General features: G+C 58.1%; 27 protein-coding genes and 1 pseudogene. 13 read left to right on the top strand and 15 right to left on the bottom strand.

What is annotated here, in order from left to right:
• Nucleotides 1-6: 6 nt before the first annotated feature.
• Entirely contained in the window at nucleotides 7-915 is a 909-nt protein-coding gene (locus tag ACZ9EJ_RS23095; RefSeq protein WP_046640622.1) for a nucleotidyltransferase and HEPN domain-containing protein, read from the bottom strand.
• Between the two features lie 189 nt (nucleotides 916-1,104).
• Between ACZ9EJ_RS23095 and ACZ9EJ_RS23100 the strand changes: the two genes are divergently transcribed.
• The 6 genes from ACZ9EJ_RS23100 (at nucleotide 1,105) to ACZ9EJ_RS23125 (ending at nucleotide 5,199) form a co-directional block, all read left to right on the top strand.
• Complete coding sequence (locus ACZ9EJ_RS23100) at nucleotides 1,105-1,350, top strand: DUF1403 family protein (protein WP_052764603.1); 246 nt, start codon at nucleotides 1,105-1,107, stop codon at nucleotides 1,348-1,350.
• Nucleotides 1,351-1,409: 59 nt separating this feature from the next.
• The gene (locus ACZ9EJ_RS23105; RefSeq protein WP_046640623.1) at nucleotides 1,410-1,628 is read left to right on the top strand and encodes a DUF1403 family protein; all 219 of its coding nucleotides are present in this window, start codon (nucleotides 1,410-1,412) and stop codon (nucleotides 1,626-1,628) included.
• 569 nt (nucleotides 1,629-2,197) lie between these two features.
• Nucleotides 2,198-2,605 carry a hypothetical protein gene (locus ACZ9EJ_RS23110; RefSeq protein ID WP_046640625.1) on the top strand — a complete coding sequence of 136 codons (408 nt, stop codon included), beginning with the start codon at nucleotides 2,198-2,200 and terminating at the stop codon, nucleotides 2,603-2,605.
• Between the two features lie 152 nt (nucleotides 2,606-2,757).
• Complete coding sequence (locus tag ACZ9EJ_RS23115; protein WP_255743326.1) at nucleotides 2,758-3,087, top strand: hypothetical protein; 330 nt, start codon at nucleotides 2,758-2,760, stop codon at nucleotides 3,085-3,087.
• Between the two features lie 225 nt (nucleotides 3,088-3,312).
• Nucleotides 3,313-3,534, top strand: coding sequence for a hypothetical protein (locus ACZ9EJ_RS23120; protein ID WP_046633378.1), 222 nt, complete (start codon nucleotides 3,313-3,315; stop codon nucleotides 3,532-3,534).
• A 276-nt stretch (nucleotides 3,535-3,810) separates the two neighbouring features.
• Nucleotides 3,811-5,199, top strand: a complete 1,389-nt coding sequence (locus ACZ9EJ_RS23125; RefSeq protein ID WP_476099920.1) for a phospholipase D-like domain-containing protein — start codon at nucleotides 3,811-3,813, stop codon at nucleotides 5,197-5,199.
• 60 nt (nucleotides 5,200-5,259) lie between these two features.
• On the opposite strand, the gene ACZ9EJ_RS23130 is transcribed toward ACZ9EJ_RS23125, so the two are convergent.
• Both ACZ9EJ_RS23130 and ACZ9EJ_RS23135 read right to left on the bottom strand, forming a co-directional pair.
• Nucleotides 5,260-5,511, bottom strand: coding sequence for a DUF1206 domain-containing protein (locus ACZ9EJ_RS23130; RefSeq protein ID WP_052764604.1), 252 nt, complete (start codon nucleotides 5,509-5,511; stop codon nucleotides 5,260-5,262).
• A 12-nt stretch (nucleotides 5,512-5,523) separates the two neighbouring features.
• On the bottom strand, nucleotides 5,524-5,751 hold the full coding sequence (locus ACZ9EJ_RS23135) for a hypothetical protein (protein WP_255743323.1): 228 nt from the start codon (nucleotides 5,749-5,751) through the stop codon (nucleotides 5,524-5,526).
• Between the two features lie 87 nt (nucleotides 5,752-5,838).
• Between ACZ9EJ_RS23135 and ACZ9EJ_RS23140 the strand changes: the two genes are divergently transcribed.
• The gene (locus ACZ9EJ_RS23140) at nucleotides 5,839-6,057 is read left to right on the top strand and encodes a hypothetical protein (RefSeq protein WP_255743322.1); all 219 of its coding nucleotides are present in this window, start codon (nucleotides 5,839-5,841) and stop codon (nucleotides 6,055-6,057) included.
• Nucleotides 6,058-6,242: 185 nt separating this feature from the next.
• On the opposite strand, the gene ACZ9EJ_RS23145 is transcribed toward ACZ9EJ_RS23140, so the two are convergent.
• Complete coding sequence (locus tag ACZ9EJ_RS23145) at nucleotides 6,243-7,190, bottom strand: DMT family transporter (protein ID WP_046640627.1); 948 nt, start codon at nucleotides 7,188-7,190, stop codon at nucleotides 6,243-6,245.
• A gap of 85 nt (nucleotides 7,191-7,275) precedes the next feature.
• Here ACZ9EJ_RS23145 and ACZ9EJ_RS23150 point away from each other — a divergent pair, with 85 nt between their 5' ends.
• Nucleotides 7,276-7,755: an Lrp/AsnC family transcriptional regulator gene (locus tag ACZ9EJ_RS23150; protein ID WP_046640628.1), complete on the top strand. Its 480-nt coding sequence runs from the start codon at nucleotides 7,276-7,278 to the stop codon at nucleotides 7,753-7,755.
• A 193-nt stretch (nucleotides 7,756-7,948) separates the two neighbouring features.
• Here the strand turns inward: ACZ9EJ_RS23150 and ACZ9EJ_RS23155 are convergent.
• The 4 genes and pseudogenes from ACZ9EJ_RS23155 to ACZ9EJ_RS23170 all read right to left on the bottom strand — a co-directional run.
• A pseudogene (locus tag ACZ9EJ_RS23155) lies at nucleotides 7,949-8,247 on the bottom strand (integrase); the annotation flags it as partial.
• Entirely contained in the window at nucleotides 8,235-8,633 is a 399-nt protein-coding gene (locus ACZ9EJ_RS23160) for a type II toxin-antitoxin system VapC family toxin (protein ID WP_046640629.1), read from the bottom strand. The pseudogene ACZ9EJ_RS23155 and the gene ACZ9EJ_RS23160, both read right to left, overlap by 13 nt.
• Nucleotides 8,633-8,887: a type II toxin-antitoxin system Phd/YefM family antitoxin gene (locus ACZ9EJ_RS23165; protein ID WP_046640630.1), complete on the bottom strand. Its 255-nt coding sequence runs from the start codon at nucleotides 8,885-8,887 to the stop codon at nucleotides 8,633-8,635. The genes ACZ9EJ_RS23160 and ACZ9EJ_RS23165 overlap by 1 nt, the downstream gene beginning before the upstream one ends.
• 608 nt (nucleotides 8,888-9,495) lie before the next feature.
• Nucleotides 9,496-10,281: a hypothetical protein gene (locus ACZ9EJ_RS23170; RefSeq protein ID WP_052754164.1), complete on the bottom strand. Its 786-nt coding sequence runs from the start codon at nucleotides 10,279-10,281 to the stop codon at nucleotides 9,496-9,498.
• 527 nt (nucleotides 10,282-10,808) lie between these two features.
• Here ACZ9EJ_RS23170 and ACZ9EJ_RS23175 point away from each other — a divergent pair.
• The 4 genes from ACZ9EJ_RS23175 (at nucleotide 10,809) to ACZ9EJ_RS23190 (ending at nucleotide 19,336) form a co-directional block, all read left to right on the top strand.
• On the top strand, nucleotides 10,809-15,725 hold the full coding sequence (locus ACZ9EJ_RS23175) for an autotransporter domain-containing protein (RefSeq protein ID WP_476099927.1): 4,917 nt from the start codon (nucleotides 10,809-10,811) through the stop codon (nucleotides 15,723-15,725).
• A gap of 52 nt (nucleotides 15,726-15,777) precedes the next feature.
• Nucleotides 15,778-16,299, top strand: a complete 522-nt coding sequence (locus tag ACZ9EJ_RS23180) for an invasion associated locus B family protein (RefSeq protein WP_046635275.1) — start codon at nucleotides 15,778-15,780, stop codon at nucleotides 16,297-16,299.
• 732 nt (nucleotides 16,300-17,031) lie between these two features.
• Nucleotides 17,032-18,162 (top strand): RHE_PE00001 family protein, encoded by a 1,131-nt coding sequence (locus ACZ9EJ_RS23185; protein WP_046642594.1) that lies wholly within the window; start codon nucleotides 17,032-17,034, stop codon nucleotides 18,160-18,162.
• Between the two features lie 100 nt (nucleotides 18,163-18,262).
• A complete protein-coding gene (locus ACZ9EJ_RS23190) occupies nucleotides 18,263-19,336 on the top strand; it encodes a PIN domain-containing protein (RefSeq protein ID WP_046642593.1) in 1,074 nt (357 codons plus the stop codon).
• A 333-nt stretch (nucleotides 19,337-19,669) separates the two neighbouring features.
• Here ACZ9EJ_RS23190 and ACZ9EJ_RS23195 read toward each other — a convergent pair whose 3' ends face one another.
• The 7 genes from ACZ9EJ_RS23195 to ACZ9EJ_RS23225 form a co-directional block, all read right to left on the bottom strand.
• Entirely contained in the window at nucleotides 19,670-19,999 is a 330-nt protein-coding gene (locus tag ACZ9EJ_RS23195) for a TIR domain-containing protein (protein ID WP_255743319.1), read from the bottom strand.
• Nucleotide 20,000: 1 nt separating this feature from the next.
• Complete coding sequence (locus ACZ9EJ_RS23200) at nucleotides 20,001-20,870, bottom strand: DUF4231 domain-containing protein (RefSeq protein ID WP_046642592.1); 870 nt, start codon at nucleotides 20,868-20,870, stop codon at nucleotides 20,001-20,003.
• A 43-nt stretch (nucleotides 20,871-20,913) separates the two neighbouring features.
• Nucleotides 20,914-21,339, bottom strand: coding sequence for a TIR domain-containing protein (locus ACZ9EJ_RS23205; protein WP_255743318.1), 426 nt, complete (start codon nucleotides 21,337-21,339; stop codon nucleotides 20,914-20,916).
• A gap of 44 nt (nucleotides 21,340-21,383) precedes the next feature.
• Nucleotides 21,384-21,974, bottom strand: a complete 591-nt coding sequence (locus ACZ9EJ_RS23210) for a 7-cyano-7-deazaguanine synthase (RefSeq protein WP_046642589.1) — start codon at nucleotides 21,972-21,974, stop codon at nucleotides 21,384-21,386.
• A complete protein-coding gene (locus ACZ9EJ_RS23215) occupies nucleotides 21,971-22,666 on the bottom strand; it encodes an 8-oxoguanine DNA glycosylase (protein ID WP_046642587.1) in 696 nt (231 codons plus the stop codon). The genes ACZ9EJ_RS23210 and ACZ9EJ_RS23215 overlap by 4 nt, the downstream gene beginning before the upstream one ends.
• Nucleotides 22,663-24,063 (bottom strand): toll/interleukin-1 receptor domain-containing protein, encoded by a 1,401-nt coding sequence (locus ACZ9EJ_RS23220; RefSeq protein ID WP_046642586.1) that lies wholly within the window; start codon nucleotides 24,061-24,063, stop codon nucleotides 22,663-22,665. Before ACZ9EJ_RS23220 ends, ACZ9EJ_RS23215 begins: the two co-directional genes overlap by 4 nt.
• Nucleotides 24,064-24,154: 91 nt before the next feature.
• Nucleotides 24,155-25,306, bottom strand: coding sequence for a carbohydrate kinase family protein (locus tag ACZ9EJ_RS23225; RefSeq protein WP_255743316.1), 1,152 nt, complete (start codon nucleotides 25,304-25,306; stop codon nucleotides 24,155-24,157).
• A gap of 184 nt (nucleotides 25,307-25,490) precedes the next feature.
• Between ACZ9EJ_RS23225 and ACZ9EJ_RS23230 the strand changes: the two genes are divergently transcribed.
• On the top strand, nucleotides 25,491-26,747 hold the full coding sequence (locus ACZ9EJ_RS23230; protein WP_046642621.1) for a TRAFs-binding domain-containing protein: 1,257 nt from the start codon (nucleotides 25,491-25,493) through the stop codon (nucleotides 26,745-26,747).
• The last annotated feature ends 6 nt before the right edge of the window (nucleotides 26,748-26,753 follow it).

A 26,753-nucleotide genomic window follows, 5' to 3' on the forward strand; every position in this document is an offset into this window, starting at 1 on the left:
TCGGCACTAGCTGGAGCTGCGTTCCAGAAACTGCAGATGTCCCGAGCAGACCGAATTGACCAGCTCGAGCAGGACTGCGGTCCGTTCCCCCAGCCACGAGAGCGCCTCCTCGCTGATTTCGTAGTGCTTGGAATACCGTGCCTTCACATAGGCTTCGTTCAGTGTGTTGAACCAGGCCCGTTCGCGATGCTGATCGCGCGGGAATGCCTCGGCCAGACGCCGGTCCTGTTCCTCGGCAAGCGAGCGCAGGAACTTGATATTGTGGGAGGGCGGGCCGTAGTTCGTTAGCGTCAGCAAGACACAGGCATAAGCCTGCTCGAGCGATTGGTGGAGCTCGAATGCCGCAATTCGGAATTCCTTTTCAACAATGCAAGACGTGGCAATCTTTAGGAAAGACCTCGAAAGTGATACCCGGTCCTGGAAGTGCTCTCTCGCGACCCGCAACCGATCCGCTGGTGAAAGAGCCTGCGGCTCCGCAAGCGGCTCATCGTCCAGTTCATAAAGGACGATGCCCTCCTTGCGGATATCGGAGAAGAAGTACTGTCCCTCCTTCAGATAGGTGTTCACCTCCCGCCTGGAATGGACGATGAAACTCACCGGCGTTTCGATCGACTTGTCGCGGATCAGCCGGTCGGCGGCCTTGTACCAATAGTCGGCGAACTCGCAGAGCCTGCGGTCGTTGACGATGATCAGCAGATCGAAATCGGAGCGGTAGCCCTTCATGGTGAACGGCTCGTCGACCCAGCCGCCCTTGGCATAGGAGCCGAACAGGATGATCTTCAGGATCCGGCCGCGCTTCTTGAACTCGGCCGTGCCCTGTTTCAGCGCATCCTCGAATTCCTCGTGCAGGATTTCCAGAACCCTGCCGAGCTCGCGCTGTTTGCGCGCAGGCATATGATTGATCGACGATTTCATGAATAATCGATAGGTGAAAGAACGTGCACCGTCCACTGGCAGTTCTAGTGGTTCCACTCCGAATGGCGCAAACCATCGTTTTGTAAGCGTCGGGAGCAAGCAACCAAAACGACTGGTATTCTTCTGCATGGAATCGATCCCCCGCCGTTCCAACGACGCCAACATGGCCTCACCGTCCCAGGTTGGGGGTTGTCGCGTGGTTGCGACGTCAACGAAGCCGACGTCGCCTTCGCGGCGGGTGTCGTCGTGAAATCCATTGATGATCTGATCCGCGCCGACCCGGCCTGGCTCGGCTGCTGGCGTGTTCGCTTGGCCCTCAAATCAGGCGCCGTCGCCGCCAAAATGCTCGGCCGCAATGAGGGGGAAATGCAAGCTGTTTTCGGCTACACGATTGCTGACGCACCGATCCGAGGCACTAGCCACACCCTTCGTTAGGGAACTCGCAAAACTGCTGGGGATGAAGTGGGACGACAGCCTTGCCTCGAATACCCGACATGGTCAACTCTGCCATCCAGTCCGGGCGAGCAGCACCCTTCGCGGTGGCGGACCTGATAACGGCGATCTCTGCCGTTCGCCCGGACCCCGAGGTGGTGGCGCTCGGTCTGGCCGACGTTGTTGCGGCCTATAAGCTGAACTGGCCGAAACCTGTGCCGCTGATGCTGCCCGAGCGCTGCAGGTGCGTAGCAAGAAAGATAACGCCAATGATGAGCTGATGGATGTCGTGGTCCGCATGAACCGTGCGCATTGTGCGGCGATATTGACCCTAGTGAAAACTCTTGAGCAATCGGGAATGACGACCGCCAACGGCAATGGATCTACGGCTGGCCTTCGCAGCAATGGCGAACGAGAGCCACGTCGGAGCGGCGGGGATTCTCGACGACCTCGCCGATTTGATGGGTCGAGAGAGAAGATGCACCAATAGGCAGCGTTCCCGGCTTTATTGCAGGGCTGGTAATAACCCGCGAAGGAGGTCGAGGAGCCCCACATGGAATAAGCTCGCCGCCTCCTTAACCGCGCGATACGACCGCGAAATCGGTGAAACGATCGAGATATCTCGCAGCAACACAGCGGCCGACGCCGTGATCGACCTGCAGACGACAGATGTGGCGTTTGGGTTGGGCAATTCATCGCCCGATGACGTCAAGGCTGAATGCCGCCGGTATAATTAGAAACCCGCACGTACTCCCGATATCAAATCATCCGGAACTTTTTGCCACTCATCCCGATTGAAATACTGCAATCCGCGCGAACAGCGGAAAGGCCATACCCTCGGGAGGATCAATTGAACGACAACATCGCGGCTGCAATACGCGCCGTACCATCTGAAGCGAAAGAAACCATTGTAAGCATTCGGGCCAATTGGCCTTTGGTCTTGCTCTGTTTGGCCGGCGTCACGGCAATAATAGCGTTCGTGAACTACGAATTCAGCGGCCTTCTTGCATCATTGGCGATCGGTCTTGGGATGGTGTTGTTCGTCGCTGTTACGCTAATCGGCGGCATCCTAAGTTGGCTGTTCTTCACAGGTTGGACATGGAGGATGTCAGAGGCGCGGAAACCGCGACGGCGGGTACGGCGGCTGGCCGATGACGATATTCCCAAGCGATTTTGGATTTCCGGTTTCGGCGCCACGCTGCTCTGGCTTCTGCCGCTCTACGCTTTGATCATCGGTATGCTATCAGCAGCTGAGTAACGACCAGTATCCAACCGGCGAGAAGGTGAGTTTCGCGAAGGGCCGTCACCGTCGTGAGGGAGTGGGGTGCCAAGATCGCATTTATCTTGAACGAAATTCTCTGACTGAAGGTTGGGGACACTGCAGAGCCGCCAGCAAACAGGAGGAAATCCATGCTGAAGATTATTTCGGTATCGCTCGTGTCTTCTGGTCTCGCTACCGGTGTCGCTTTTTCTCAATCGCTATCCAACCCAAGCTCGAGTAACCGTCAAAACCGGTCCACCGATTCTGGAAAGCCTGATCCTGGTCCGATGCATCCGCCGCAGAATATGGATAATACCGTCACCAATTCGACGCGCACCAATTGCGCTCCCAATCTGGCCACCAGGGCTCCGCAACGATGCCGAACAAGGACGGCCAGACTTCCACAGCTGTTGAAGGCGCCGCTGGCACCAATACGAACGGTCAGTCTTCAAAGTGCTGAACCTCGATCAAATGAATGAAAAGGCCGGCCATATGCCGGGCTTTTTGTTGGAACGATTGGACGCGACACGGCGTCGGCGCTTTCAACGCCAGTCTGTTGATCGGTTTGACCTGCCTGGGCTGATGGAAAGCCGGTCCTTATCGGTGACGCACGTCTGCGGCAAGAAGGGCACATGATCCCTTCCCAACTGGTAAAGCTATGCTTAGTAATGCTTGGATACCACTCGATCGCCAGGGGCCGGTTCATGATTACCGAGCATGTCAGTTTTACGTCAGGCGATCCGCTACAACCTGAGGAGCTGGATTTGCTCCAGCGAGTGTTCGATCTAACATGCGCCGAAGTTGGCATTGAAAAGAAGAGCCGACAGGCGGAAGGACTGGCAGCGACTCTGCTGAAGCTCTTTCAGAGCGGCACGCGCGATGAAAGGGAACTCAAAGCGGCGGTAGCGAAAATCGATTTCATCTAGATTCGCCGCTTAACTAAAATGCATCTCGACAATCGGACGATCATCCACGCTTATTCGCCGTAATCTGGTCATGCGGCAGGTATTGGATTTGCGCGGCAGTGATGACGCTCATGGGAATGTCCTTTTGAGTGGCGTAGGAAACGCGTCCAGATCCACACGTTCCATCTCGACAGCGGATGCACGCAAACTATATCGCACTGATCAAAGCCGAGGTCGCTGATGACATCCTTACTCGTTGAAAATGAGACTTGCTGGCGCGTCGCTGGAGCAGATCGTGTGTCCGTGATCATCGACGCGGTCGGGTTTTTCGAGCATGCCCGCAATGCAATGCTGAAGGCCGAGCGTTCGATCTACATGGTCGGATGGGATTTCGACACGCGCATCGACCTCGTGCCGGGCAGCGCCAATGACGGCGCGCCGGAAAAACTCGGCGGCTTTCTCAACTGGCTTGCGAAACGGCGCGACGCGCTCGACATCCGCATCCTCAAGTGGGACGTCGGCCTCATCAATTCCATCACCCGGGGCGAGACGCCTTTCTACATCCTCGGCTGGATGTTCTCCAACAGGGTCCATCTCAAGCTGGACGGCGCGCATCCGTCCCTTTCCGCCCATCACATGAAACTGCTCGTAATCGACGACAAGGTCGCCTTCTGCGGCGGCATCGACATGACGGTGGGGCGTTGGGACACCCGGGATCATCTGGACAACGACAAGCGCCGGCGGTCGCCCATGGGGTTTTCGCAAGGGCCCTGGCACGATGCGACGACCTGCCTGTCCGGCAGCGCCGCAGCCAGCCTCGGTGAACTCGCGCGAACAAGATGGGAGCACGCGACCAAGGAAAAACTCGATCGGGTCGAGACGACCTCCGATCCGTGGCCGGACGGTCTCGATGCCGATTTCCGCGACATCGAAATCGGCATCGCGCGAACGTTGCCGGAATACGAGGAACAGGGCCAGGTCAGTGAGATCGAGGCGGCGAAGCTGGCGATGATCGCGGCGGCCAAGAAATTTATCTATATCGAGAGCCAGTACTTCGCGTCCCGCACGATCGCGGAGGCTATCGCTGCAAGGTTGCGCGAGGCGGCCGGGCCCGAGGTCGTCGTCATCAACCCGCAAGGCGCGGAAGGCTGGCTTGAAGCGAAGGCAATGGATTCCGCTCGGATCCGTCTGATGAAACTGGTGCGCGTGGCCGATCGCCATGCGCGGTTCAGACTGCTCTATCCGGTCAACGACGCGAGAAATCCGATCTACGTCCATGCAAAGATCATGATTATCGACGACCGGATTCTCAAGCTCGGCTCGGCGAACCTGAACAACCGCTCGATGGGATACGATACCGAATGCGACGTGATCATCGACGCGCCTGAAGGCCGTGACGACATCGCGCGCAAGATCGCATTCCATCGCAACGGATTGCTCGCCGAGCATCTCGGATACGATGTCCAGCGAATAGAGGACGAGCTTCGTTCAAAGGGATCGTTGATCAAGGCCATCGACGCCCTGAACCGTACCGATCGACGGGGACTGGTGGAGGTCACCATGCGCGAGTTGACCGTGGATGAAGAACTGCTCGCCGAGTCCGATATCGCCGATCCTGAGCGGCCCGCCGGCGTCGCCACGCGGATGTCGAGCCGTCTCAGGCGGCGGGCCCATCCTTATGGATAGCGGCCCCGGCAGAGGTTAGCTCAATTCCTCTTCAGCCGCGTAACGGCGGAGAAGCCCGTTTCATCGCGGAGAAGGAGGCTCGGGTACGATGCGATATCGCGCCTCTACGAGGTTGTGGATACCGAACGCCGCGAGCCCCATGGCAACGACCATGTAGACGAGCAACCCGAACGGCAATTGACGGTGCCAGCGCAAGGCATCGAGCACGCGTCCGGCCTGGTCGGGATTCACCTGGAAGCCTGCATAGGTGAACAGGATGCGGGTGACAGCGATAACGATGCCAACGCGACCAGACCGTAGACGCACACCCACGCGATCAATACTCTACCCTTTCGGCAGCCTGAGATACTTCTCGAACTTGCGCAGAACCCCTTTTGCCGTCGTCACGGCTCCGCCGGCCGCAAATCCCAATCCGACCGCGATCGCGAGATATGAGCCGACCGGCTGGGATATGATCCAATGTGCCAGCCCCCTTTCGTCCCAAGCCTCGCCGCCGGCTCTGGCCGATACGTTATGGCCAAGTGCCTTGGCGGCAAGACCGAGATAGGTCAATCCTGCCGGCAGAGATCAAGGCCTTCCTTGCCGCCTCCAACGGCTTCAACGGTGAGCTCGGCCAGGGTTGTCTGGTCCGGGAGTGCGGTGGAACCCTCCGGGGCTAACGGCTACCAGATCTTCGAATTCCGCGAGGACGAGCTACTGATCGGTTCGAACGGCGGCCCGACCGCCTATGGCTTCCTCAAGGGCGACTATATTTCCATTCCCTTCGACTTTGCCGGAAACTGGCTCGATGAAGTGCGCGTTCTCGGCCGTTCTTTCGATGAATTCATCGCAGCGATCGAGCGCGGCGAGGGCTGGTAGTCGCCGGTTGCCTGCCGGTTCAGTTCGCGGCTAATCTTGCCGATGGTGAAAGAGAAACCAAGACTTTACCTCCTGGTACGAGGCGCCGGCGCCTGTTATATGCCCGCTCTGAGGCGGAGCCCCCAGTCAAGAGAATTTGGAAGGTCGTTGCACATCTCGCCAGTCGCGAGCGAGTGTCGCAGAAGTCAAACTTTCGCGGCTGACTTTTGCGACAAACTGGATGGCGCACGCGCCTTGCTGAAAACTGCGATGGCGGAGCAGACGCCGGCGACCTGCATGGTCGCTCCGATCGCCTCGGCGGGAGATGGAGGCCGGCCCTCGAAGATGAATCCATAGACCAGGCCAAACACAGTTTCGGCAACGATGAGCTGAGCCGCGAGCGCCAGCGGCAAGCGGCGGGAGGCGACGACCCAACACCAGGTCGCGAACCAAGAGCCGGCCAGTCCCATCACCAGCGCCCATGCGACAAAGCGGGTGGCTTCCGGAACGGAAGCAATATCCGCGAGGTCGAACGTGGCCAAAGGCAACAGGAGAAGGCCTCCGATTGCCGCGCCGATTCCTTGCAGTCCTGTCCATTGCAGACCGTTCGGCGCGGTCGCTGACCGCATGACAGCCGCATTCGCCAGACCATAAGCAATCCAGATCGCCAGTGCAGCTGAGCTGGCGAGGACGCCGAGCAAAATTGACTCTGTATCCGCAACGTCGGCCGCGCTGACCGTCGCGGCGTTCACGATCGCCACGCCGATCGCGACCAGTGCCAAGGGCAGCACGAGAGCCTTCCATGGCGCTGAGCAGTCCCCGATGTTGGCGATGATCGCCAGGAACACAGGCATGGTGCCGATGATGACAGGCGGCATGGCAGCGCCGGCGAGCTGGACGGCAAAGGCCACGCAGATGAAATACCCGACATATCCTGCGCCGCCGAGTAGCAGGCCGATCAGAAGTCTCGAGCGAGCAATGCCGATGGGCCGGAACCGTCGATCAGCCATGAGCACCAGGCAGGCCAGGCCGAAGATCCAATAGCGGGCAATCGTCAAATCCCAGGCCGTGAACGGCGTGACGGCGCGCGGGGCGACAAAGGTGAGGCCCCAAAGGGCGCAGGTGGTGAGGCCAGCGATGATGCCGATCAGCATGATGTTCTCCTGTTGGAGTCATCATGCAACGCGATCCATCCGATTTATATGGAGTAGCAAGAGCAATTCCTGTAGTTTTCCTGCTATGTCGAAGGCAAAAGCCCCTAATAACCTTCAAGTTGCGAAATCAACGTTGGACGCGACGGACGCCCAGATTCTTGGTGCACTCGATTCCGATGCGCGCTTGTCGATGAGCGAGCTTGCCCGCCTTGTCGGCATGTCCGCACCCAGCGTGTCGGAGCGTGTTCGCCGGCTTGAAGCCGGCGGCGTCATCAGAGGCTTCACCGTCGATGTGGACACGCGCGCCATCGGCTACCAGATCAGGGCTATGGTGAGGATCAGGCCGCTCCCCGGCAAACTCCACCTGGTCGAACGGCTCATTCAGGAGCGCCCGGAATTTGTTGAATGCGACAAGATCACTGGCGACGATCCTTTCCTTGCTCGTCTCGTAGTCCATACGATCGAGCAGATGGACGACGTCCTCGAAGTGCTCTCGGAACACGCCGTCACCAGCACCGCCGTTATCAAGGGAGTGTCCGTCAAACGACGCTTGCCGCCCCTGTAAAAAAATCGGGCAGACGGGGGGGAGGCAGCCTGTAGAATTTGTGCGGCGATCAGGTCCGGCTTGCTTCGCGAACTTGACCCCGGTCTCGATTGCGGCGACCGGGCAGGTCGCATCCGCTGACCTTTACCTCTTGCCTTCCCGTTTACCGCGCAGGGTAATAAGCATGCCCTTGTCCAGGATCTCGATCCAACCGCGACGCGCAGGCGGTCACATTGAGGCCGATTGTCTGGGGATGCGGGGGGAGGGGGTAAGATTGGAACGCCGGCACCAGGCAGAAAAGTGCTTCCAGTCGGAAGCGTGTGCCTTTCTTGTGTTGGCGGAACTGGCCGCCTCCACGTAACCGCGCGAGCGATCGGCGAGATCTTGTAGATGTGCCGGAAGGGCGTCCGTCGATTGCGGCGCAGGGGAGAGCAGGACGCTGTTGGATGATAACACGAGGCCGGAGGTCTGGTGGGTAGGTGTGGCGTCGTTCAAGCTACCTACATCTCCCATGAGTTGATCACCGTAGCGTTCGTGTCTTCGAAATCCTTGACGTTGCGGGTGACAAGGATAAGTTCGTGGAAGATCGCGGTAGCAGCGATTAACCCATCTATATCACCACGCGGGCGGATCGCGGCGATCGCCCAATTCGACGGAAATTCCGTCGGTGACCGGTAGATGCGGTCGGTGTGATCATGGCGCAGCTTACGTAACCATTCCGTCAGATGGGCTGCCGACCGCGGATCTGATTTCTGCTTCAGTGCAATGCCGCGCATAATTTCTCCCAAAGTCAGGGCGCTCAGATGAACGCTCAGGGGACTGACTGAATGCAACCATGATACGGCCTCTGGTGTGCCGCGCCGTGCTTCGGAAACAATGTTGGTGTCAACGAGATACATCAGAAAGCCGCGTCTCGGCTGGGGGTTTGGCTGCGCGTTTCGACTGCCTCTATGAGTTCATCGTCCCAGACCGGCCCGTCAAGTAAAGCGTCAACAAACGTCGGCCGCCCGGCGCGCAATGCATCATAATCGCGGGCGGACAGAACGACGGCGGTTTGTTCGCCGCGGACGGTGATTTCCTGCGGCCCTTCATGGCGGGTCTTCTGAACCAATTTCGAAAGCTGGTTCTTAGCGTCCTGTAGCTGCCATTCCATCTTTTTCCCTCCAAGCTAGCTAGCCTGGCTAGCTATAGGGATATTCTCAATCCGCCGCGATGAGAAGCGCCCTTTTGATCCGAGAAGGGTTGGTTTGTTCGACGGGGAAACTAAATCGATGTCCACTCAAAGATGTCCAATAGTGCAAGATTATCGGACGTTTTAACTTGGCGACGAGCGGTGCGGTTTAGCCCAATTACACTGGCATAACCGCTCTCATGATTTACACCTCCCAGAGGATCAGAAGCGTGACGCCAGGCTCCTTGAGCTCGACTGCAAGTTCAGCCCATATCGGTTCAGTTCGTCGTCGGGTGCCTTGCTTCACCCCATAGCGGGCGAAACGCTGTCGTGAGTGTCGCACGTTTGCGCCGTCGCGAACCTCAGGCGTGTTGATTCCCGCTTCGAGCAGAGCCGTATTCCAATTGGGCCTGAACCAGCGTGCTTCCAGTAGTATTTGAATTAGATGTTCAATTCGGAGGCCGTAGTCACTCCGAACGGCAAGCCTGTTCAATTTGATGCGGAAACCAACACCCAGAAAACTCCAACCAACAACGATCCCGGTTTTTTGGAGCTCAGAACAGCGGGAGCTGTGGAGGATCAGCCTCATATTACAGAAGTATTTTGGCAGCTATAATGGCATAATGTCTCATTTCCGCGTCACACCAATTTTCAAACTCATCGACAAGGGCCAAGCTTGGAAGGCGATCGGCGTACAGCATGCCGTTGCTTTGAAGATAGTTTATGACGTTGCCGACGTGAGAACGAGAAACCTGGAAGCGCCACGCCAAGGAGTCGTAGGATGTCGGTATCAAGGCTCCGCCGGATTGTTGGAGATAATGATTTGCCATGACTGCGACGAGGATGAGATAACCGCAATCGAACTCCGCCATGGCCTGAATCGTCGGGAACGGTGCGATCACCGTCCCACTTTCAAGCACCCGGTCACCCGAATTGCAGATCAGCTGCCCCAGCAGATCAGGGGATTCCTGAATGCGGGGCGCGTACTTCGTTCCGACGACGAGATCACGCGCTTTCAGGAAGGCGACGCACGATCTGCCGACCTCCTCCAGGAGAAAGCGGCTCGGTCGCAAGATCAGCTGACGCCGATTACCCTGAACCACCTCCGCATCGACCAGAGCCGCGGTTCTCAGTACATTGACGAGACTGACCGTCTGTCGTGGACTGAGACCCGAAACCAGTTTCAGCCGCGACAGAGTGGGAATTTCGCCGCGTCCATTGCTCCAAGTATAATAGTTACGGATCAGCATGTAAGACGCATAATATCTTTTGAATTCGTTCAGCAATTTTCTGACCGGCCACCCCAGTGAGGTGCCCGATGCCATCGTCAAACAATATTCTTCAATAGCTCTCTTGATTTGAGGACTGGTTTCCATGATCGCTCTTCAGGTCGAGTTTTTCTTAAAATCGTAACTGCACCACCTAGAAAATGCGAATGGTGCAAAGTTTGGATTAGCCAACGCGCAGGCTGCCGACAATAAATCTGCTCTCACGAGGGTTTGTCGAGGGCGTGGAGTTACCCCGATCGACAAGGTCGCCGCACAAAGGGGCAAATTCCAGCATGAGCGGAGACACAGGGACGATCATGCCTGGGTGGTCGGTGGCGCCCGTGGTTGGCGATCGCCTTCTCGTGCCAGACCAACCGCCAAGACGACGTACGGTGTTGGGCAGAGCTTGGCTTGCCGGGGTCTCCCTGTTTGCGCTTTTTCTGCATTGGCAGCCGGCGTGGGCGCAAAACCAGTCGATCGACGGCGAGACAAAAGTGGTTTCCGGCCGGGCACCTAGCGATTATCCTTCACCCTGGATTATCAACGCGAATCTCATTGTCGGAGCTACCAGTATCGGTTCTCTGACAATCGAAAGTGGTGGCATCGTCAGCAGCGCCGGCAGCACGATGGGCGACATGGCCGGATCCCGCGGGATGGTGACCGTAACGGGAGCCGGATCGAGCTGGACGGCTTTCGAGATAATCATCGGCGCGCATGGCGAAGGCACATTGTCGGTTCTCGATGGCGCCTCGGTCGATGGTTACGGCCGGATTGCCGGATTTGCAGGATCGAAAGGCACTGTGACTGTTTCCGGCCTGGGCTCGACCTGGACGAACGGGGGGTACTTGTTCGTTGGGGACGCGGGCGAGGGCGCACTATCCGTCGCCGACGGGGGCAAAGTCATCACACAAGGCGTCGGTCAGATCGGCGGCTTTGACGGGTCAGGCACGGTGAGTGTCGAGGGGCCCGGATCCAGCTGGAGCCTGGATGGTGCGTTGCGGATCGGGGCCGGTACCGGTCAGGGTGTGCTGACGATCACGAATGGTGGCGTCGTTCAGAGCGGACATGGTCTTATATCGGACGATGCAGGTTCCGTCGGCGTCGTTTCCGTCACCGGTACCGGATCGATATGGGTTAGCGATACCGGAATAGAAACCGGCTTCGGCAATGCGACGCTGACGGTGACGGATGGCGGAACGGTTGGTACAGGTCCCGGCGGCAGGATCGCTCTTGGCTCCAAATTCGGGAACCCGGCCGCGAACCCGGCCTCGGTCATCAATATCGGCGCGGAGACGGGAAATGCTGCGGCCGCCGCCGGTATCCTGGCAACGGGTTCCGTCGACCTCGGTGGCGCCGACACACGCCTCGTCTTCAACCACACCGGCAACCCGGACGGGTCAGACTATGCTTTCGCGCCGGTCATCACCAACTCGGGCACGGTCAACCATCTGGCGGGCACGACGATCCTTACCGGTTCCAACAGCGCCGGCAGCGACTTCACCGGAACACTGAACCTGTCGGGAGGCACGCTTACCGTCGGTGGCATCTTCGGCGACACGACGAACAGGTCCACCGCCATTAATGTCACCGGTTCCGGCAAACTCGCAGGCAGCGGAACTATCGCAGGCAGCCTCAACATCGACGACGGCCCGGCGCTCTCCTGGAATTCAGGTCGATCCTTTAGCGTCCTGCGCGATGTAACCGTCGGCTATGTTGGGAATGCCAGCCTGGCGGTCGGCGGCGGGAGCCGGATCAACTCGTCGGATGTCTATATCGGTCGCAATCGGGATGCGCAGGGAACCGTGACCGTAACGGGAGCCGGATCGAGCTGGACGGCTTTCGAGATAATCATCGGCGCGCATGGCGAAGGCACATTGTCGGTTCTCGATGGCGCCTCGGTCGATGGTTACGGCCGGATTGCCGGATTTGCAGGATCGAAAGGCACTGTGACTGTTTCCGGCCTGGGCTCGACCTGGACGAACGGGGGGTACTTGTTCGTTGGGGACGCGGGCGAGGGCGCACTATCCGTCGCCGACGGGGGCAAAGTCATCACACAAGGCGTCGGTCAGATCGGCGGCTTTGACGGGTCAGGCACGGTGAGTGTCGAGGGGCCCGGATCCAGCTGGAGCCTGGATGGTGCGTTGCGGATCGGGGCCGGTACCGGTCAGGGTGTGCTGACGATCACGAATGGTGGCGTCGTTCAGAGCGGACATGGTCTTATATCGGACGATGCAGGTTCCGTCGGCGTCGTTTCCGTCACCGGTACCGGATCGATATGGGTTAGCGATACCGGAATAGAAACCGGCTTCGGCAATGCGACGCTGACGGTGACGGATGGCGGAACGGTTGGTACAGGTCCCGGCGGCAGGATCGCTCTTGGCTCCAAATTCGGGAACCCGGCCGCGAACCCGGCCTCGGTCATCAATATCGGCGCGGAGACGGGAAATGCTGCGGCCGCCGCCGGTATCCTGGCAACGGGTTCCGTCGACCTCGGTGGCGCCGACACACGCCTCGTCTTCAACCACACCGGCAACCCGGACGGGTCAGACTATGCTTTCGCGCCGGTCATCACCAACTCGGGCACGGTCAACCATCTGGCGGGCACGACGATCCTTACCGGTTCCAACAGCGCCGGCAGCGACTTCACCGGAACACTGAACCTGTCGGGAGGCACGCTTACCGTCGGTGGCATCTTCGGCGACACGATGAACAGGTCCACCGCCATTAATGTCACCGGTTCCGGCAAACTCGCAGGCAACGGAACTATCGCCGGCTCGGTCGATGTCGGCATCGGCGGAACTCTGCTCGGCAGCTCGGATCGGATCCTCACCGTTGCAGGCAACCTCGCGCTCACATCGGGCTCTGCCCTTACCGTGTCACTCAGCGCACCATCCTCGAACGCGTTGTTCTCGGTCGGAGGCAACCTGACGCTGGGCGGCACGCTGAACGTCGCGGATGCGGGCGGCTTTGGCGCCGGCGTCTACCGCCTGATCGACTACTACGGGGCGTTCACCGACAACGGCATGACGATCGGTACAACGCCGCAGGGCGTCGCCGCGAGTGATTTGTTGGTGCAGACCGCCGTCGCCGGGCAGGTTAACCTAGTTTCCCACGCAGGTGTCGCACTCGGTTTCTGGGATGGCGACGATGCGAACCTCCACGTCAACGGCCGCATCGACGGCGGCTCGGGTACATGGCGCCTCGGTGGGGACAGTTGGACCGACCACACCGGTACGTTCAACGGTTCCTTCAGACCCAATCCTACCTTCGCGGTGTTCCAGGGGGCCGGCGGCACCGTGACGGTGAACGGTTCCGCCGGTGCGATCGGCGTCACGGGCATGCAGTTCGCGACCAGCGGCTACCGGATAGCGGGAGACACCATCGCTCTGGAGGGCGCCGGCGGACAGACCATCATTCGCGTCGGCGACGGCACACAGGCGGGTGCAGCGATGACCGCCACGATCGCCTCCGCGCTCACGGGCACATCGTCTCTTGTCAAGGACGACCTCGGCACTCTCATCCTCACCGGGGCCAACAGCTACACAGGGGACACACTGGTGCGCTCCGGTATGCTTGTCGCTTCGGTTGCCGCGATCCGGGGGAATGTCGGCACTGCGGGCACGATAGTATTCGACCAGGCGGTTGACGCGACCTTTGCCGGAGACATTACCGGCCTGCGCGGAACGAACGGGACGATGGTCAAGGAGGGTGCCGGTGCGCTGGTGCTGGGTGGAACATCGTCGCTCGACTGGACAGTGAACAGAGGTAGTCTGACCTCGGCGACCAACCGCTTCACCGGCAATCTCGCGCTCGCGTCGGGCGCGACCTTCACCTTCGACCAAAGCTATGCCGGTGTCTATGCCGGGAGACTGTCCGGCCTTGGGACAATCTCATATACGGGTGGGGGCAAGATCGAACTCACGGGCGACAGTTCCGGCTATCGTGGCATGACGCAGGTGAGGGGAACGACACTCGCCGTAAACGACAAACTTGGTGGATCTGCGGTGATCGGGTCCGGCGGACGCTTGCAGGGCACCGGCGCGATCGGCTCAGGGACCGGCTCGACGGTCACCGTGGCCTTCGATGGTACGCTGGCACCTGGCAATTCGCGCGGGACGCTGACAATTGACGGCAATCTCGTGCTGGACCACGGCGCGCGATATGAGGTCGAAGTCGTGCCAGGGACGGCCCTCAGCGACCTTGTCAAGGTGACGGGTAGCGCAACACTGAATGGCGGGACCGTCGCTCATGTCGGCATGACGGGAGCCTACACCCTGACCTCCACCTACACGATACTGACCGCGAGCGGCGGGGTGACCGGTGCCTTTGACGGGGTGACCTCGAATTTTGCGTTTCTCGACCCGGCACTGGGGTATACCCAGAACGCCGTCACCCTGTCGTTGAAGCGCAACGGCATTGGCTTTGTCGAGGCAGGCACGACACGCAACCAGCGCGCAACAGCCGAGGCGCTTGATACCCTCGGCTTCGGCAACCCGCTCTATGACAAGGTTGTCCAACTGGACACACCGACCGCCAGGACGGCGTTCGACCAGTTGTCCGGCGAAATCCATGCCTCCGCAATCGCCGGACTGATCGAGGAAAGCCGCTTCGTTCGAAACGCCGCCACAGATCGCATTCGCGCCGCCTTTGGCGATGTCGGGGCGTCGATTGCGCCCACTGTCGCATACGGGGCACATGGTGCGGCGCCTGCATCCGCCGCGTCCGATAGCGGCCTCGCCCTGTGGTCGAACGCCTATGGCGCTTGGGGCAAGACCCGTGGCGATAGCAATGCGGCCTTGCTCGAGCGCTCGACCGGCGGCTTCCTTCTCGGCGCCGACGCGGGCATATTCGACACTTGGCGGCTCGGTATCCTCGGCGGCTACAGCCATGGATCGGTCCGGGCAGACAGCCGGGCCTCGTCGGCAAGCATCGACAGCTACCATCTCGGCCTTTATAGCGGCACGCGATGGGATTCACTGTCGTTGCGGACCGGTGTCGCCTATAGCTGGAACGACATCCATACTTCGCGCTCCGTCGGTTTCACCGGCTTCTCTGACCGCGTGTCCGCCGCATACCGTGCCGCGACCCTGCAGGCGTTCGGTGAGGTGGGCTACAGCCTCGATACAGCGCATGTCCGCCTCGAGCCGTTCATCAATTTCTCCCATGTCAGCATCCGGAGCGGCGCCTTTACCGAGAGCGGGGCAGCGGCGGCGCTGACCGGCCGCGACAACACCACCGACATGACCTTCTCCACGCTCGGGCTGCGGGGCGAGAAAGCGTTCGACTTCGACGGGATGCAAGCGCGGCTTACTGGGACGATTGGCTGGCGGCATGTGTTTGGGGAAACGATCCCGACCTTTAGTCAATCCTTCGCCGGCTCCGCTTCCTTCAGGGTCGCAGGCGCCCCAATCGCAAAGGACGCGCTCGTGCTCGAAGCAGGCCTCGGGCTCGACCTTTCCCCCAATGCCACCCTCGGCCTTTCCTACCAGGGCCAGATCGCAAACCACGCCTACGACCTCGGTCTCAAGGCAACTCTCGACGTCAGGTTCTAAGATGCCTCAGCCCGCAACAGCAGTAACATCAAGACGACCGCTCATCGTCTGCATGGCCCTTGCGATCGCTGCGATCGCATCCACCGCTTCGGCGCAAACACAAGGTCGTGTGAGCAATGGGCAGAGCCTGCCCGGTGGCGCGTCCTCGCTACAGGAAACCTACCAGGATTGGCAGGTGACTTGCCGGATCATGGAAAACGCCAGATTTTGCGCCGTCTTGCAACAGCAAGTCCAGCAAAACGGACAACGAGTCATCGCAATCGAACTGCAACAGAGCACCGATGGCAAATTGGCCGGTTCCCTGGTTCTGCCGTTCGGTCTGATGTTCGACAACGGTGTTACCATCACCATCGACGACAAGCCGGCGGGGGAGCCGATACGGTTCAAGACTTGTCTGCCGGGCGGTTGCCTGGTGCCGTTGGTTATCGATGCCGTGATGCTGGCCAGTCTGCGTACTGGAACGAGCCTGAAAATTCAGGCGGTGAGCGCAGACGGCCCAACCGTCCCGTTTACGGTGCCGTTAAAGGGGTTTTCGGCGGCATCAGACCGGCTCAAGGCCTTGACAGCCTCCTGAGCACAGGGGCTGTCGTCGGGTAGGCGTTGCGCCTGAGGGCTTGCCCTGCCAGAGCGGACGTGAAACAGCATCGACGTCAACCTGATCGAGGACGCCTTCCAAACTCAGGCGTTTCTGCGTGCCAAAGCAGGGCGAACGGTTGTTGCGCGGCCGACAGACTAGGTTCGCAACCCCCGATCTTGAAAAGTGGATCGGTCCGGACTGGCGATCGAACAACGCCCGGTCGGTCGCGAGCAGCAGTACCCAGCTTCGCCACCTGGGCGCTGGCGAGCACGCCGCGCTTCCTGGCCGAAGCCGAAATCGGTCGTCTTCTTGGTGCTTGTGACGGCGAGGGACGGATGCGTGACTTGGCCGTCACTTTGCTTCTGGCTCGTCTGGGTCTCAGAGCTGGCGAAGTCGCTAATCTCACCTTTGACTAGATCGACTGGGCAGAAGATCAAATCCTATTCGCCGGAAAGTCCCGACGTGAGGATCTGACGCAGGAGATCAGGGACGGTCTCCTTGCCTATTTCGAATGCGCACGGCCGCGTATGGCGACAAAGCCACGATTGTAGGCTCCGAGAGGGTGATCTAAACGGTGCGTTTCAGTGGCGCGATTCTCGGTGCTTTGCGCCCCCAAATCAATCTACCATCGATAAGGGTTACTTATCGATGGTTAGACCCCCAACCCTCAATCATACCATGTGAGGAATACTAACTTTGAGATAGAGTTCCGTTAGCAAATCATTTACCATGATTTCAATGGCTTACGATCTCGCGAAAATCAGCACGACAGCCCTGATGCGGCCGGCTTTCGACGCCGGACTCGCACTGACCCGGCTGGACGAGCGGATTGCCCGCTCGCCGGTCGGCGGGGGCTTCCTCGAGCGATCCCAATTCACCGATGCCTGCGCCTCGCTGTGGATCGACGGCGAATTGGTCCATCTCGAAGACCTCGTCCTCCACGACGATACCAGAGATATTCGCACACCCACTCATGAGCTGACAATCGCGCGCGACGTGCTGCGCACCCGCCGGCGCATTGCCGCCCATCTTCCCGGCTGGGCATTATCAGCAGAAGGTATCCGAACTTTGCGACAGACGTCGGACATCAATCCGGTCAGCGCTGAGGCGGTGGAGCCGGCCAACGTCGTTCGGCCCGCGGTCGCCTTCGATCCGGAAGAGGACGGGGACGATGGTGATGACGCGGAGAATCTACCCGGCGTCGACTATGCCGCCATCGATGCGCTGCTCGCGCGCTCTGACGCCGCGATCGAACGAGCCAAAAATCCCGGCCGGGCTCCGGCCGATCCGCTGATCTATGATCTCGATTGGGACGAGGACGCGCGGCTCGAGGAATGGCGCGGCGTGCTGCGGCAGGTGCAAGACCTGCCAGCGATGCTGCAGGCCATCGTTGCCCTCAATGCCTGGAACGAACTCTCCGTCCTTCAGCACGCCCCATGGCTCGGCCGGCTGTTTGCCGCTTCGATCCTTCGGGAAGCCAGCATCACCACCAGCGCCCATCTGCCCGCCATCAATCTCGGCCTCAAAACCATTCCCGTCGATCGCCGACGGCATCGCGATCGGGAGACCCGGCTGCTCGCCATCGCCCACGGATTTTTGGCGGCCGCCGAGATCGGCATGAAAGAGCATGACCGGCTGACGCTGGCGAAGACGATGATGGACCGAAAACTTGAAGGACGGCGAACCTCCTCGAAATTGCCGGAACTGGTCGAGCTGGTGATGGCAAGGCCGCTGGTGTCGGCCGGGATGGTGGCGAAGACGCTGGACGTCACGCCGCAGGCGGCGCGGCGGATTGTTTTGGAGCTGGGCTTGCGTGAGATGACCGGGAGGGGGAGGTTTCGGGCGTGGGGTGTGCTATGAAGCGCGTTTATCTGATGAGGCCGTCTCGGGGTGACAAGGGCGCAGGCAATGGAACGCTTGACATCCACGACTCCTCATCCGGAAACAGGAGGCAAACATTATGCTGAAGGTCCTCGTAGACACATGTGTGTGGCTCGATCTGCTTGGGGACTATCGCGTTCGACCACGGCTTAAGGCTTTTGTGCATCTAGTGCGCCGAGGAAAGATCGGCCTTATTGTGCCGCGTATCGTCGTTGAGGAATTTGATAGAAACAAGGTGAGGACGCTCAAGGCGATTTCTACCGGAATGGCCAGTCACGTAGGCGAGGCAAGTCGCTTGGCGCGGAAGTTTATGCGATCCAACCAATCGACGGAACTTTCGCGTCATCTCGAAGATTTGGCTGAACAGATGAATCGAGAGAGCGAGGCAGCCGAGCGGGAAATCCATGAAGTTGAGAGGCTTTTCGAAGAGTTCCCGATCACGCCCACGAGCGACGCGGCCCGGCTGCGCGTCAGTCGGCGGGCGGAGGCTAAACTCGCACCCTTCCACAGGGGCACCAACAGCACAGCCGATGCGCTCATTCTCGAAGGTTTCCGCGAGGCGATTGCTGCCGACCCCGATATCGAAAATACCTACATTTTCATCACGTCTAACCATAGCGACTTCAGCCAAGTCAACGGCGACAGGCGCGTGCCCCATCCTGACCTCGCGGAGTACTTTCCCGAAAACCGCGCAAGCTTTGCTCTCGATGTAATGTCGGTGATTAGCCTGTTTGGCATGGATATAATTCACCAGTTCATGCCTGACGAGTTCGATGAGCCCCGCAAGAAGACTGAGATCATGGAGATGATCGATAAACTTGAGGACATCAGCCGCTATCACGACATCAAAGACCGCGAAAAACTGATCGAAGCTGGGCGCATTGTGATTGTAGAAGACGATCCGGACAGTCGTCGTAAGCCAACGCCTCCAGGCATCATCAGACGGTCGATCCTCGAGCGACAACGTAGACAACTTGAGGATCTCGAAGCCAAACTGGACGAAGACGAAAAACGTGAACTCGACGAGTGGGAGCGAGGCGAATTGTCAGGGCGGCTGGCCGCGCTCGAATGGCTGATGGGTGGAGAATGGGATGGGGCAGGCTTTACCCCGATGCCTGTGGCTGCCCTAACTGCCGATCGAGAAACCATGTAGGGCGGCGCACCGTTAAGATGCGATACTCCCGCCGGTTACATGTCGTCAGTGAGCGCGGCTCGCGCGAGATGAGGGGAGGTAGGGCGTGGGGGATGCTATGATTGTGCCACAGAATTAGCCCCGCAAAATTGGCCGCGACACTGGAAATCGTGCTCAGAGCCCCAGGTTGGCGTAGATATGCGAACCGTAGTGACGGGCACCACCGCCTCAGTCGACCGCACTCATAGGCCGGTATTCGTCCGGCCAATTGTCGAGAGCGAAACGGATCGCCCTCATCTTGAAGGGCACATGAACGACACACTGGTCGCGAATGATGGGCGGGCAATTAGCGTCCTACTGACGGCTGTCGTTGAGGTTTGTGGCGATGATCGGAAGCTTGAGATCGAGAGCTAGCTCCAGTTCCCATCGAACAAACCGGTACAGATTCCTTGTTTTCTCGCCAATAAGCACAACAGCGGCAGACGACTGGCGCATGCGCTCTTCTAAATTCCGTTTCACATAATCTTCGCTCTGAGCCCTGCTGGTCATGGTATCGAGGGAGTGAGCGTCAAAGAAATTGAAGTCTACGCGTTCGTTGGCCTTCCATCCGCGCATGAATTGGTATGCCCAGCCGTCGGTATCACCATCGAAAATCACATATGAAGGATCCGTATGAGAGGTCATATCAGTTTCCCTGCTGCTGACGGGCTGCCCATTGCGTATGCTCGCGTGAAAAAGCGAGTTCGGCTTCGTTAACGGCGGCGGAGAACTCGCCTGCTGTCTTTGCATCCTCGATAAGGCTCTGCGTAAGACCGATTTCCTGTGCGGTCAGCGTGTAGGCGGCAGCCAATTCGTTGAACTTTTTAATCTGCGTCCATCCGATCGCGGCTGACGCGAATACCACCAGAGGCTCGGTTGGCCAGCCCGCGGCAGACGGGTCGATGACGCGCGTCAATATGAAAAAGAGACCAATTCCGTATGCAAGGCAAGAAATAACTAGCCACCGTTTAGCCGCAGCGCCGTTAGACTGGGCTTTCTTTTGATACCAAGCTCTTTGATCGGCAATGCGATAACGCAGATAGTAGGCTCGACGCTCCTCTAGCTTTTTTTCTCGCATATCCTGCATGGCGCTTGGCAATTGCTCACCGTCAGCCTTCAGACCGCTCAATGCATCGCTGATCGACTGGTTTGCCTTCAAAACTGTGCCCAACAACCTGCGAAAATCGCGACGCGCATCGCTCGACTTGGTATCGTCAAATGGTTCCGCACGCATGGCGAAGCGCCAACTCAATGTTTTCACCGATTCCGAAAGAGCGCGGGCCTGGTACCAAGTGCGCTCCGGTTTTCTCGTCGAGCGATAGGCCATGACGATCATCGATAGCGCGAAAACGATTGCATAAGCCGCGTAATACTCTCGCGTGTCGCTCCACCCAAGCGAGAAAAAAGCGGTGATGAGCAGCAAACCGTATTCAAGCCGCACGAGTGCCAGAAACCACCACTGGCTCCTGTTGGAAGCTGCGTCGGCACTTTCGAACAACGTCGGATAGGTCATCATGTGCTAAGCCCCCGGATCTGATTTGCACTCCGCCTACCGACGTTCATTTCAGCTCGCCAGAGAGCTTGCTCCACGGGACGATCTTTATCTCCGGCCGGGACAGCCATTTGGGGAGCGCGCTTGCAGGGCTGGCACCTGAATGGGTGGCTACGACTTTTTTCCCGAGCGCCAGACTTCTTTCGACTTCCCATTGGACCCAGCGGCTTTGCGCGGTACTTTCGGAGAAATATACGACAGTCACTGAGCAGCGATTGATCCGTTCAGTGATCTTGCTCTTGATATAATCCGCTCTCTCGCTGTCGTAGGGTTCGCGAACAGAATGGTCGTTGAACTCGATGTCGCTGTTCTCATTTTTGGCTTGGCCACGCAACAAGTTGACCTCGGCCATATCCTCCGTCGCAAAGCTGATGAAGACATTGCGCTTTCCGCCGGCCAGTGCCGCTTTCGCCTTCTCTTCGAGCGAGCGCACGTCCCCTAGCCTATTCCAGTTTCCATTCCCACCACCGCCCATCTCTATGCCCTCTCGAACTTAAATTCGTTGCAGGCGATGCATTCTCCACATGCCTCTTCGCCACCTTCGTGACAGGAATAGGTACCCACGATCCCTTTCTGGCGCGCGAGCTCGACGACATCGATTTTATGAAATTGCGAAAGGGGAGCGAGGACCTTAATAGAGCGGCCAAGACAACGGCCGATCATCTGTTCGGCATCCCGCAAAAATGCAGCGGTCTGGTCGGGGAAGAGGCTTGTTTCCTCGTGAAGCAGTCCAATCGATACCGCGTCTGCATTTTTCTGGAAGGCATAAGCTGCAGCCGTCAACAAGAACAACATATTCCGACCTGGCGTAAACGCATCATCTACGATGTGCAGGCTCCGGTCAGTCAGGCCCGAACGGATCAATGCGCCATAGCCTGACAGATCGACTATTTTGGGCTCGGGAAGACCAAGGCGCCTCATGATGCTTTTGCAGGCTGCAAGCTCGCGGTCTCTTGAGCGTTGGCCATAGTCCACGAAGAGCGGATAGATCGAAAGGCCTTCTTCTTGGGCAAGTTTCGCGACGAGAGTCGAATCGAGCCCCCCAGATACCAGCGTAACGATGCTCATGCTCTTGCCCCTTGTTCTGCCCCAGCGACCCGCATGACAATCCAGATCGCCCAATCCAGGATACCGACGGCAAAGCCGAGCTCGCGCGCATGGCCACGCATGCTGTCCTCGTCGAGCCGGTATCCTTTCATTGTTGCGGTCGGTTTGGAATTTTCTGACCGCAGGCCAGTCAGCTCCATGTATTTCAAGACATGCCTATCTAGGATCGCTAGATCATAGCTGAAACCGCTGTTGCGGAGGAACATGCTCGCCTGTTTTGGACCAAGTCCCGGCGCGAAATCAACCAGCCAATTACGTGCGGCGACTGGGTTCTCCAGTTCACTCAAGAGGGCGGTAAGCGTGCCAAACTGATCAGTGACTCGTTCCTTTATGATCGCGAGCTGCTTAGCTCGCGCGCAAGGAAAGCGATACCTTCGGCCGGTCCCGTTCAATGGCTGTTGTAATATCGCGTTCAGCCGGTCGGAGAGATCCGGCAAGCAGTCCGGCTCAAAGAGGTAGCCACTTAAATCGACCGCTGACGCGGCGTCGGATGCCAGCGGATAGGCAACTTGGCTACTGAGCACACATGCGGAAAGCTCCCACCATAGACTTCTTTCACACCGCGTAGCAGCACCGTTTGCAATGCGCTGCTCAATATCCGGACAAATGGCGCATACGGCCTTTGTGATGCTTACAGCTGAAAAGCCCTTCATTTGAACAGTTCCTCCACCTCTCGCTTCAACTGTTGTATCGGCGCTTTGCCGATCCGTTCAGCGACGAAAGCCTCTAGGCGCTCATTTGTAACAGCCTCGCGAAGGTCTCTCATGAAGTTCGTATAATAATCGATATTGTGGAATGCGGCTTTTCCAGCGAAATCGACCTTATCATCGAGAAGAGCCGAACGTGCAACGTCGGAATCGGCCACGCCTGTCTGATAAGTGAAGAAATCATAGTGCTGGAAGTGATAGAGCCGGTCGTTTTCTATGTCGGCGACGACCCGGCACCATTCGAGCCCATCGAAAGTATCTGCGCCAGACGCGGCGAGGACCGCGATACTCCAGGGATTGCCAGTCCCGAGGAGGTGAACTGGCTGATAAAAGGGAAGCTCGCCGAGCTTTGCTCGGATCGCCATCATCGTGCGACAGCGTTGGAACAAGCCTGCGCCGAGCTCGCGCTCGGCCACGCCGATCACTTCCGGCTGCAGCTCGCGAGCCACGGCAAAGACAGTTTCGATCAGCATATCGATATCATGACCGCCCTTTGGCAGTTTCGCAGCATGCACGATTGGTAGAACGTGGGCTTTTGTTGCTTTTCCGTCCCGTTCAACAGCGGCGAGGATTGCCGCGGTCGCCTTTGCAGGTTTTCTGTCCGGCTTCATATTATCAAAGCAGAAGATCCGGTCGTAAGAGGTATCAGACAGTGCCTCGATCAGATCGACAGGCCGCCATCTTTTGTTCGTCAGACGCGACGATTCGTAATTGCCGGAATCGACAAGAACAAAGCCCCCGTCTTCGCGGTACTCCTTCAAAGCTGCCTTGAGGGCCTTCGGCTTTCGCCGGTCGACCAAGTCCCATGCTGAAACAAGCAACGAGGGATAACGGGCGAGGTTCAGTGCCTTGACCGCTTCGCTGGGCTTCAGGCGGGTTTCAAAAGAAGAAGTTGAGAGGAAGAGGGTGGGGAGAGGCAGACGCGCGTGCAGCGTAGCTGGCCGCCTTGGTTTCGTGCGAACGGGGACGATGGTGTTTACCCTATTGGCAAGCATTCTGAGATCGCCATGATCAGCGCGATCGTCCCAGGCCGACAGATCGCTGCAGGAATAGCCGCCGAAACCATAGGCCGCTTCGCTTCCATCCAGCGTAACGGAAATGATCGGCCTACTCGCTTTTTGCGCCAGGCGAACCTCATCAGTGATTGTATCCTTCAGACGGGAGGACTTCGACCAGAACACCATCACGCATCCTGCCCCGCTGATTTCCTTTTCGATCTCGATAGCAAAGCGTTGCTGGATCATCTGATCCCACCATACGCTCCAGGTCATTGAAAAAAATTCGAATAACTTTTTTACCTGCGCCCGATCTTCTCTGGCATAGATTAAATAGATATCAGCCACGCCCCCTCCAGATCGCAAATGGCCCACCTACGGTGTAGTAACAAAGCGGTTGTTGCGCAATAGGGGTTGTATGTATTGGTGTTGCACTCAATCAACTGGACCAACCAGCCATGTAGAGCGCCGTCGAAAAATCATCAGTCGTCTCATATTTGGTCAGCAAGATAAGCTGGCTGCAGGACTGCGGAATTTCCGCAAGAGCAACGCATTTGGCACCCCTATCAATCAGTCGCTGTGCAACTGAAAGCATGTCAGCGTCAATTCCGTCGGCCAACAGGAGAACAGTCGACACTTGAATGGTCGAAAGTTCCACATCTTCCAATGCTGGACAGATCACAGTAAGGCCAAGGCCAGTCAGGCTATATTTAGCTTCCTCAATGGAATAACGTTGCCCCAACGTATTGATCGCACCCATCAGGAGGACTGTTCCAGGCTTACTTACCGGATGTCGCTCGTCTCGGACGTCAGGTGCAATTGATGGAAGCGGCCGAAGGGGAACAAGCGGATGGTCGCAGTACCGGGCTACCTGCCTCGACGCTGAAAGTGCCGCGTCGAAAAAGTCTTGTCCAACCTCCGCCCAATAATGGGCGAAGGCTGCGCTGAAGACATCCCCCGTACCTATCTTGAAGACATGCCCGCTCCGAAACGCAGGAGCGAAACGCGGAGCCGAATCCGCCTCGAAGACGGCAACACCCTTGATGCCTCGTTTGACAACGATGCAATTCGCCTTGTGACTTTCGAGGATCGCAGCTGCGGCGGTCTCGAAACTGTCAACCTTGGCAACGCTCAAAAGCTCCTGTTCGTTCAAGACGAGCGCCAGTTGTTTCGCAGTCGAACCGTTGCTGAAAAAGGGATGGAATTCGCCGGTGGTTTGGGGATCGTAGACAGCTCTTTCTGCATTTACGATAGCGTCCCCCTCGAGAAAGCCGAACCGGAGAGCCGCCTTTGCCTCGATTTTCAGGGGAGGCATTTTGCGTAATTCCGATCGCGCGGGCTGCAGATGCGGACGCGACAGCGGATGAAAATAGGCAAACACAATAGGATCGAGACGAATGTCGCACGAACCGGTAACACCTAAGGCATGAAGAACAGCGTCGAAATCCTGCGGCCGCTCGAAGTAACAGCTGAAATTGGTGCCAGGCGAAATTTTGGAAAGCGCGCGGGCAGCTCGCCCCCCTGAACCAAGAAGGCAATCCCAATGCGGATGGACGCAAAGCTCGCGATAAAGTCCACCCGCAATATGCATTTGTATCTCCCGTTCCGCACCCAACCCTTAACTATAGCTTGTACTCAATCCGACAGAATACGAGTTGGAAGCCATCCACCATAGGTCCCAGTATGACAAATAAGCCAGTGGAAAGAGTAGTGTGGCCTGTATTTACATACGAATTCGCGTAGAACGGGAAAGTAGATGGAGGTATTTAGCAGATATGACTACGGTTCAAAACGACATTGACCATCGCCCTGTCTGCTTCGTAGTCATGGGATTCGGCAAAAAAACTGACTATGAGAGTGGACGGACACTCGATCTTGACGCGACGTTCGACGCAATAATTAAGCCGGCTGCAGAACGTGCCGGGCTCCGTCCGATCCGTGCTGTTGACATCAACGGAAGCGGAGTGATCGACGTCTCCATGTACGACTTGTTGTTGAGGGCGGATGTCGTGGTCGCCGATATGTCGACGGGAAATGTCAATGCGGTCTACGAACTGGGCGTCCGTCACGCGCTACGTCCGAATACGACGGTGATCATCAAGGAAGACCAGGGAAAACTTCATTTTGATCTGAAACATATAAACACGTTCCATTACAAGCACCTTGGCGAAGATATCGGTAGTCGTGAGGCGGTCCGCGCCACGGATGCGCTGGCAGATCTGATCGTTAGAGCGATGTCGTCCTCAACGCCGGACAGCCCCGTTTATACGTTTCTTCCGACCCTCCAGCGGCCCCGTCTGTCAGACGAACGATATGCCGAACTGCTCGACGAAGCTGAGGAAAATCATGAGGTGCTGAGTGCGGTGCTCCGCGCCGGACGCGATGCGTTCGACCGCAGCGACATGCAGGCGGCGGCGACAGCTTTTGCCCGTGCCTGTGAACTTAAACCCGATGAAGCTTCATTCCGACAACAGTATGCACTTGCAACCTACAAGACGAAGCTTCCGACTGAAGTCGAGGCGCTGCAGCTGGCCCTTGAGATCATCGAGCATTTGCAGCCGGAGGAGTCAAACGATCCTGAAACGCTCGGCATAACCGGGGCAATTTACAAGCGGCTCTGGTTTCTTCAGGAGAATCCACTTCATCTTAACAAAGCACTGCGTTTCTATGGCCGAGGTTTTGAAGTCAGACGCGATTACTACAATGGTGAGAACCTCGCGACATGTTTTGACTTAAGAGCCAAGAAACAAACGGATCCGGACGAGGAGCTGTTTGATCGTATGAGCGCCACGAAAACTCGCATAGCGCTCGTGGAAATTCTCTCGGCGATGATCGCGGATCCGTCCTTCCACGAGCGTTCGGACAGGAAGTGGGTATTTGCGACCCTGGCAAATACCATGTTTGCCCTTGATCGGCGGGCCGAAGCGTCTGTCTACGAAACGCAATTTCGCTCACTTGAGCCCGCGGCCTGGGAGATAGCAACCTTCGAGGCTGTCAAGGCTCTATACCTCAGTCGCGATCCGGTTGGTTAGCCGCTC

The sequence above is a fragment of the Neorhizobium sp. USDA 3394 genome, from assembly GCF_056280385.1.

Bases quoted from the DNA above. Each gene is read 5' to 3' on its own strand.
- ACZ9EJ_RS23095 (WP_046640622.1), bottom strand. From the start codon at position 915: ATGAAATCGTCGATCAATCATATGCCTGCGCGCAAACAGCGCGAGCTC.
- ACZ9EJ_RS23105 (WP_046640623.1), top strand. From the start codon at position 1,410: ATGGTCAACTCTGCCATCCAGTCCGGGCGAGCAGCACCCTTCGCGGTG.
- ACZ9EJ_RS23115 (WP_255743326.1), top strand. From the start codon at position 2,758: ATGCTGAAGATTATTTCGGTATCGCTCGTGTCTTCTGGTCTCGCTACC.
- ACZ9EJ_RS23120 (WP_046633378.1), top strand. From the start codon at position 3,313: ATGATTACCGAGCATGTCAGTTTTACGTCAGGCGATCCGCTACAACCT.
- ACZ9EJ_RS23145 (WP_046640627.1), bottom strand. From the start codon at position 7,190: ATGCTGATCGGCATCATCGCTGGCCTCACCACCTGCGCCCTTTGGGGC.
- ACZ9EJ_RS23150 (WP_046640628.1), top strand. From the start codon at position 7,276: ATGTCGAAGGCAAAAGCCCCTAATAACCTTCAAGTTGCGAAATCAACG.
- ACZ9EJ_RS23160 (WP_046640629.1), bottom strand. From the start codon at position 8,633: ATGTATCTCGTTGACACCAACATTGTTTCCGAAGCACGGCGCGGCACA.
- ACZ9EJ_RS23165 (WP_046640630.1), bottom strand. From the start codon at position 8,887: ATGGAATGGCAGCTACAGGACGCTAAGAACCAGCTTTCGAAATTGGTT.
- ACZ9EJ_RS23170 (WP_052754164.1), bottom strand. From the start codon at position 10,281: ATGGAAACCAGTCCTCAAATCAAGAGAGCTATTGAAGAATATTGTTTG.
- ACZ9EJ_RS23175 (WP_476099927.1), top strand. From the start codon at position 10,809: ATGGCCGGATCCCGCGGGATGGTGACCGTAACGGGAGCCGGATCGAGC.
- ACZ9EJ_RS23180 (WP_046635275.1), top strand. From the start codon at position 15,778: ATGGCCCTTGCGATCGCTGCGATCGCATCCACCGCTTCGGCGCAAACA.
- ACZ9EJ_RS23185 (WP_046642594.1), top strand. From the start codon at position 17,032: ATGATTTCAATGGCTTACGATCTCGCGAAAATCAGCACGACAGCCCTG.
- ACZ9EJ_RS23190 (WP_046642593.1), top strand. From the start codon at position 18,263: ATGCTGAAGGTCCTCGTAGACACATGTGTGTGGCTCGATCTGCTTGGG.
- ACZ9EJ_RS23195 (WP_255743319.1), bottom strand. From the start codon at position 19,999: ATGACCTCTCATACGGATCCTTCATATGTGATTTTCGATGGTGATACC.
- ACZ9EJ_RS23200 (WP_046642592.1), bottom strand. From the start codon at position 20,870: ATGATGACCTATCCGACGTTGTTCGAAAGTGCCGACGCAGCTTCCAAC.
- ACZ9EJ_RS23210 (WP_046642589.1), bottom strand. From the start codon at position 21,974: ATGAGCATCGTTACGCTGGTATCTGGGGGGCTCGATTCGACTCTCGTC.
- ACZ9EJ_RS23215 (WP_046642587.1), bottom strand. From the start codon at position 22,666: ATGAAGGGCTTTTCAGCTGTAAGCATCACAAAGGCCGTATGCGCCATT.
- ACZ9EJ_RS23225 (WP_255743316.1), bottom strand. From the start codon at position 25,306: ATGCATATTGCGGGTGGACTTTATCGCGAGCTTTGCGTCCATCCGCAT.
- ACZ9EJ_RS23230 (WP_046642621.1), top strand. From the start codon at position 25,491: ATGACTACGGTTCAAAACGACATTGACCATCGCCCTGTCTGCTTCGTA.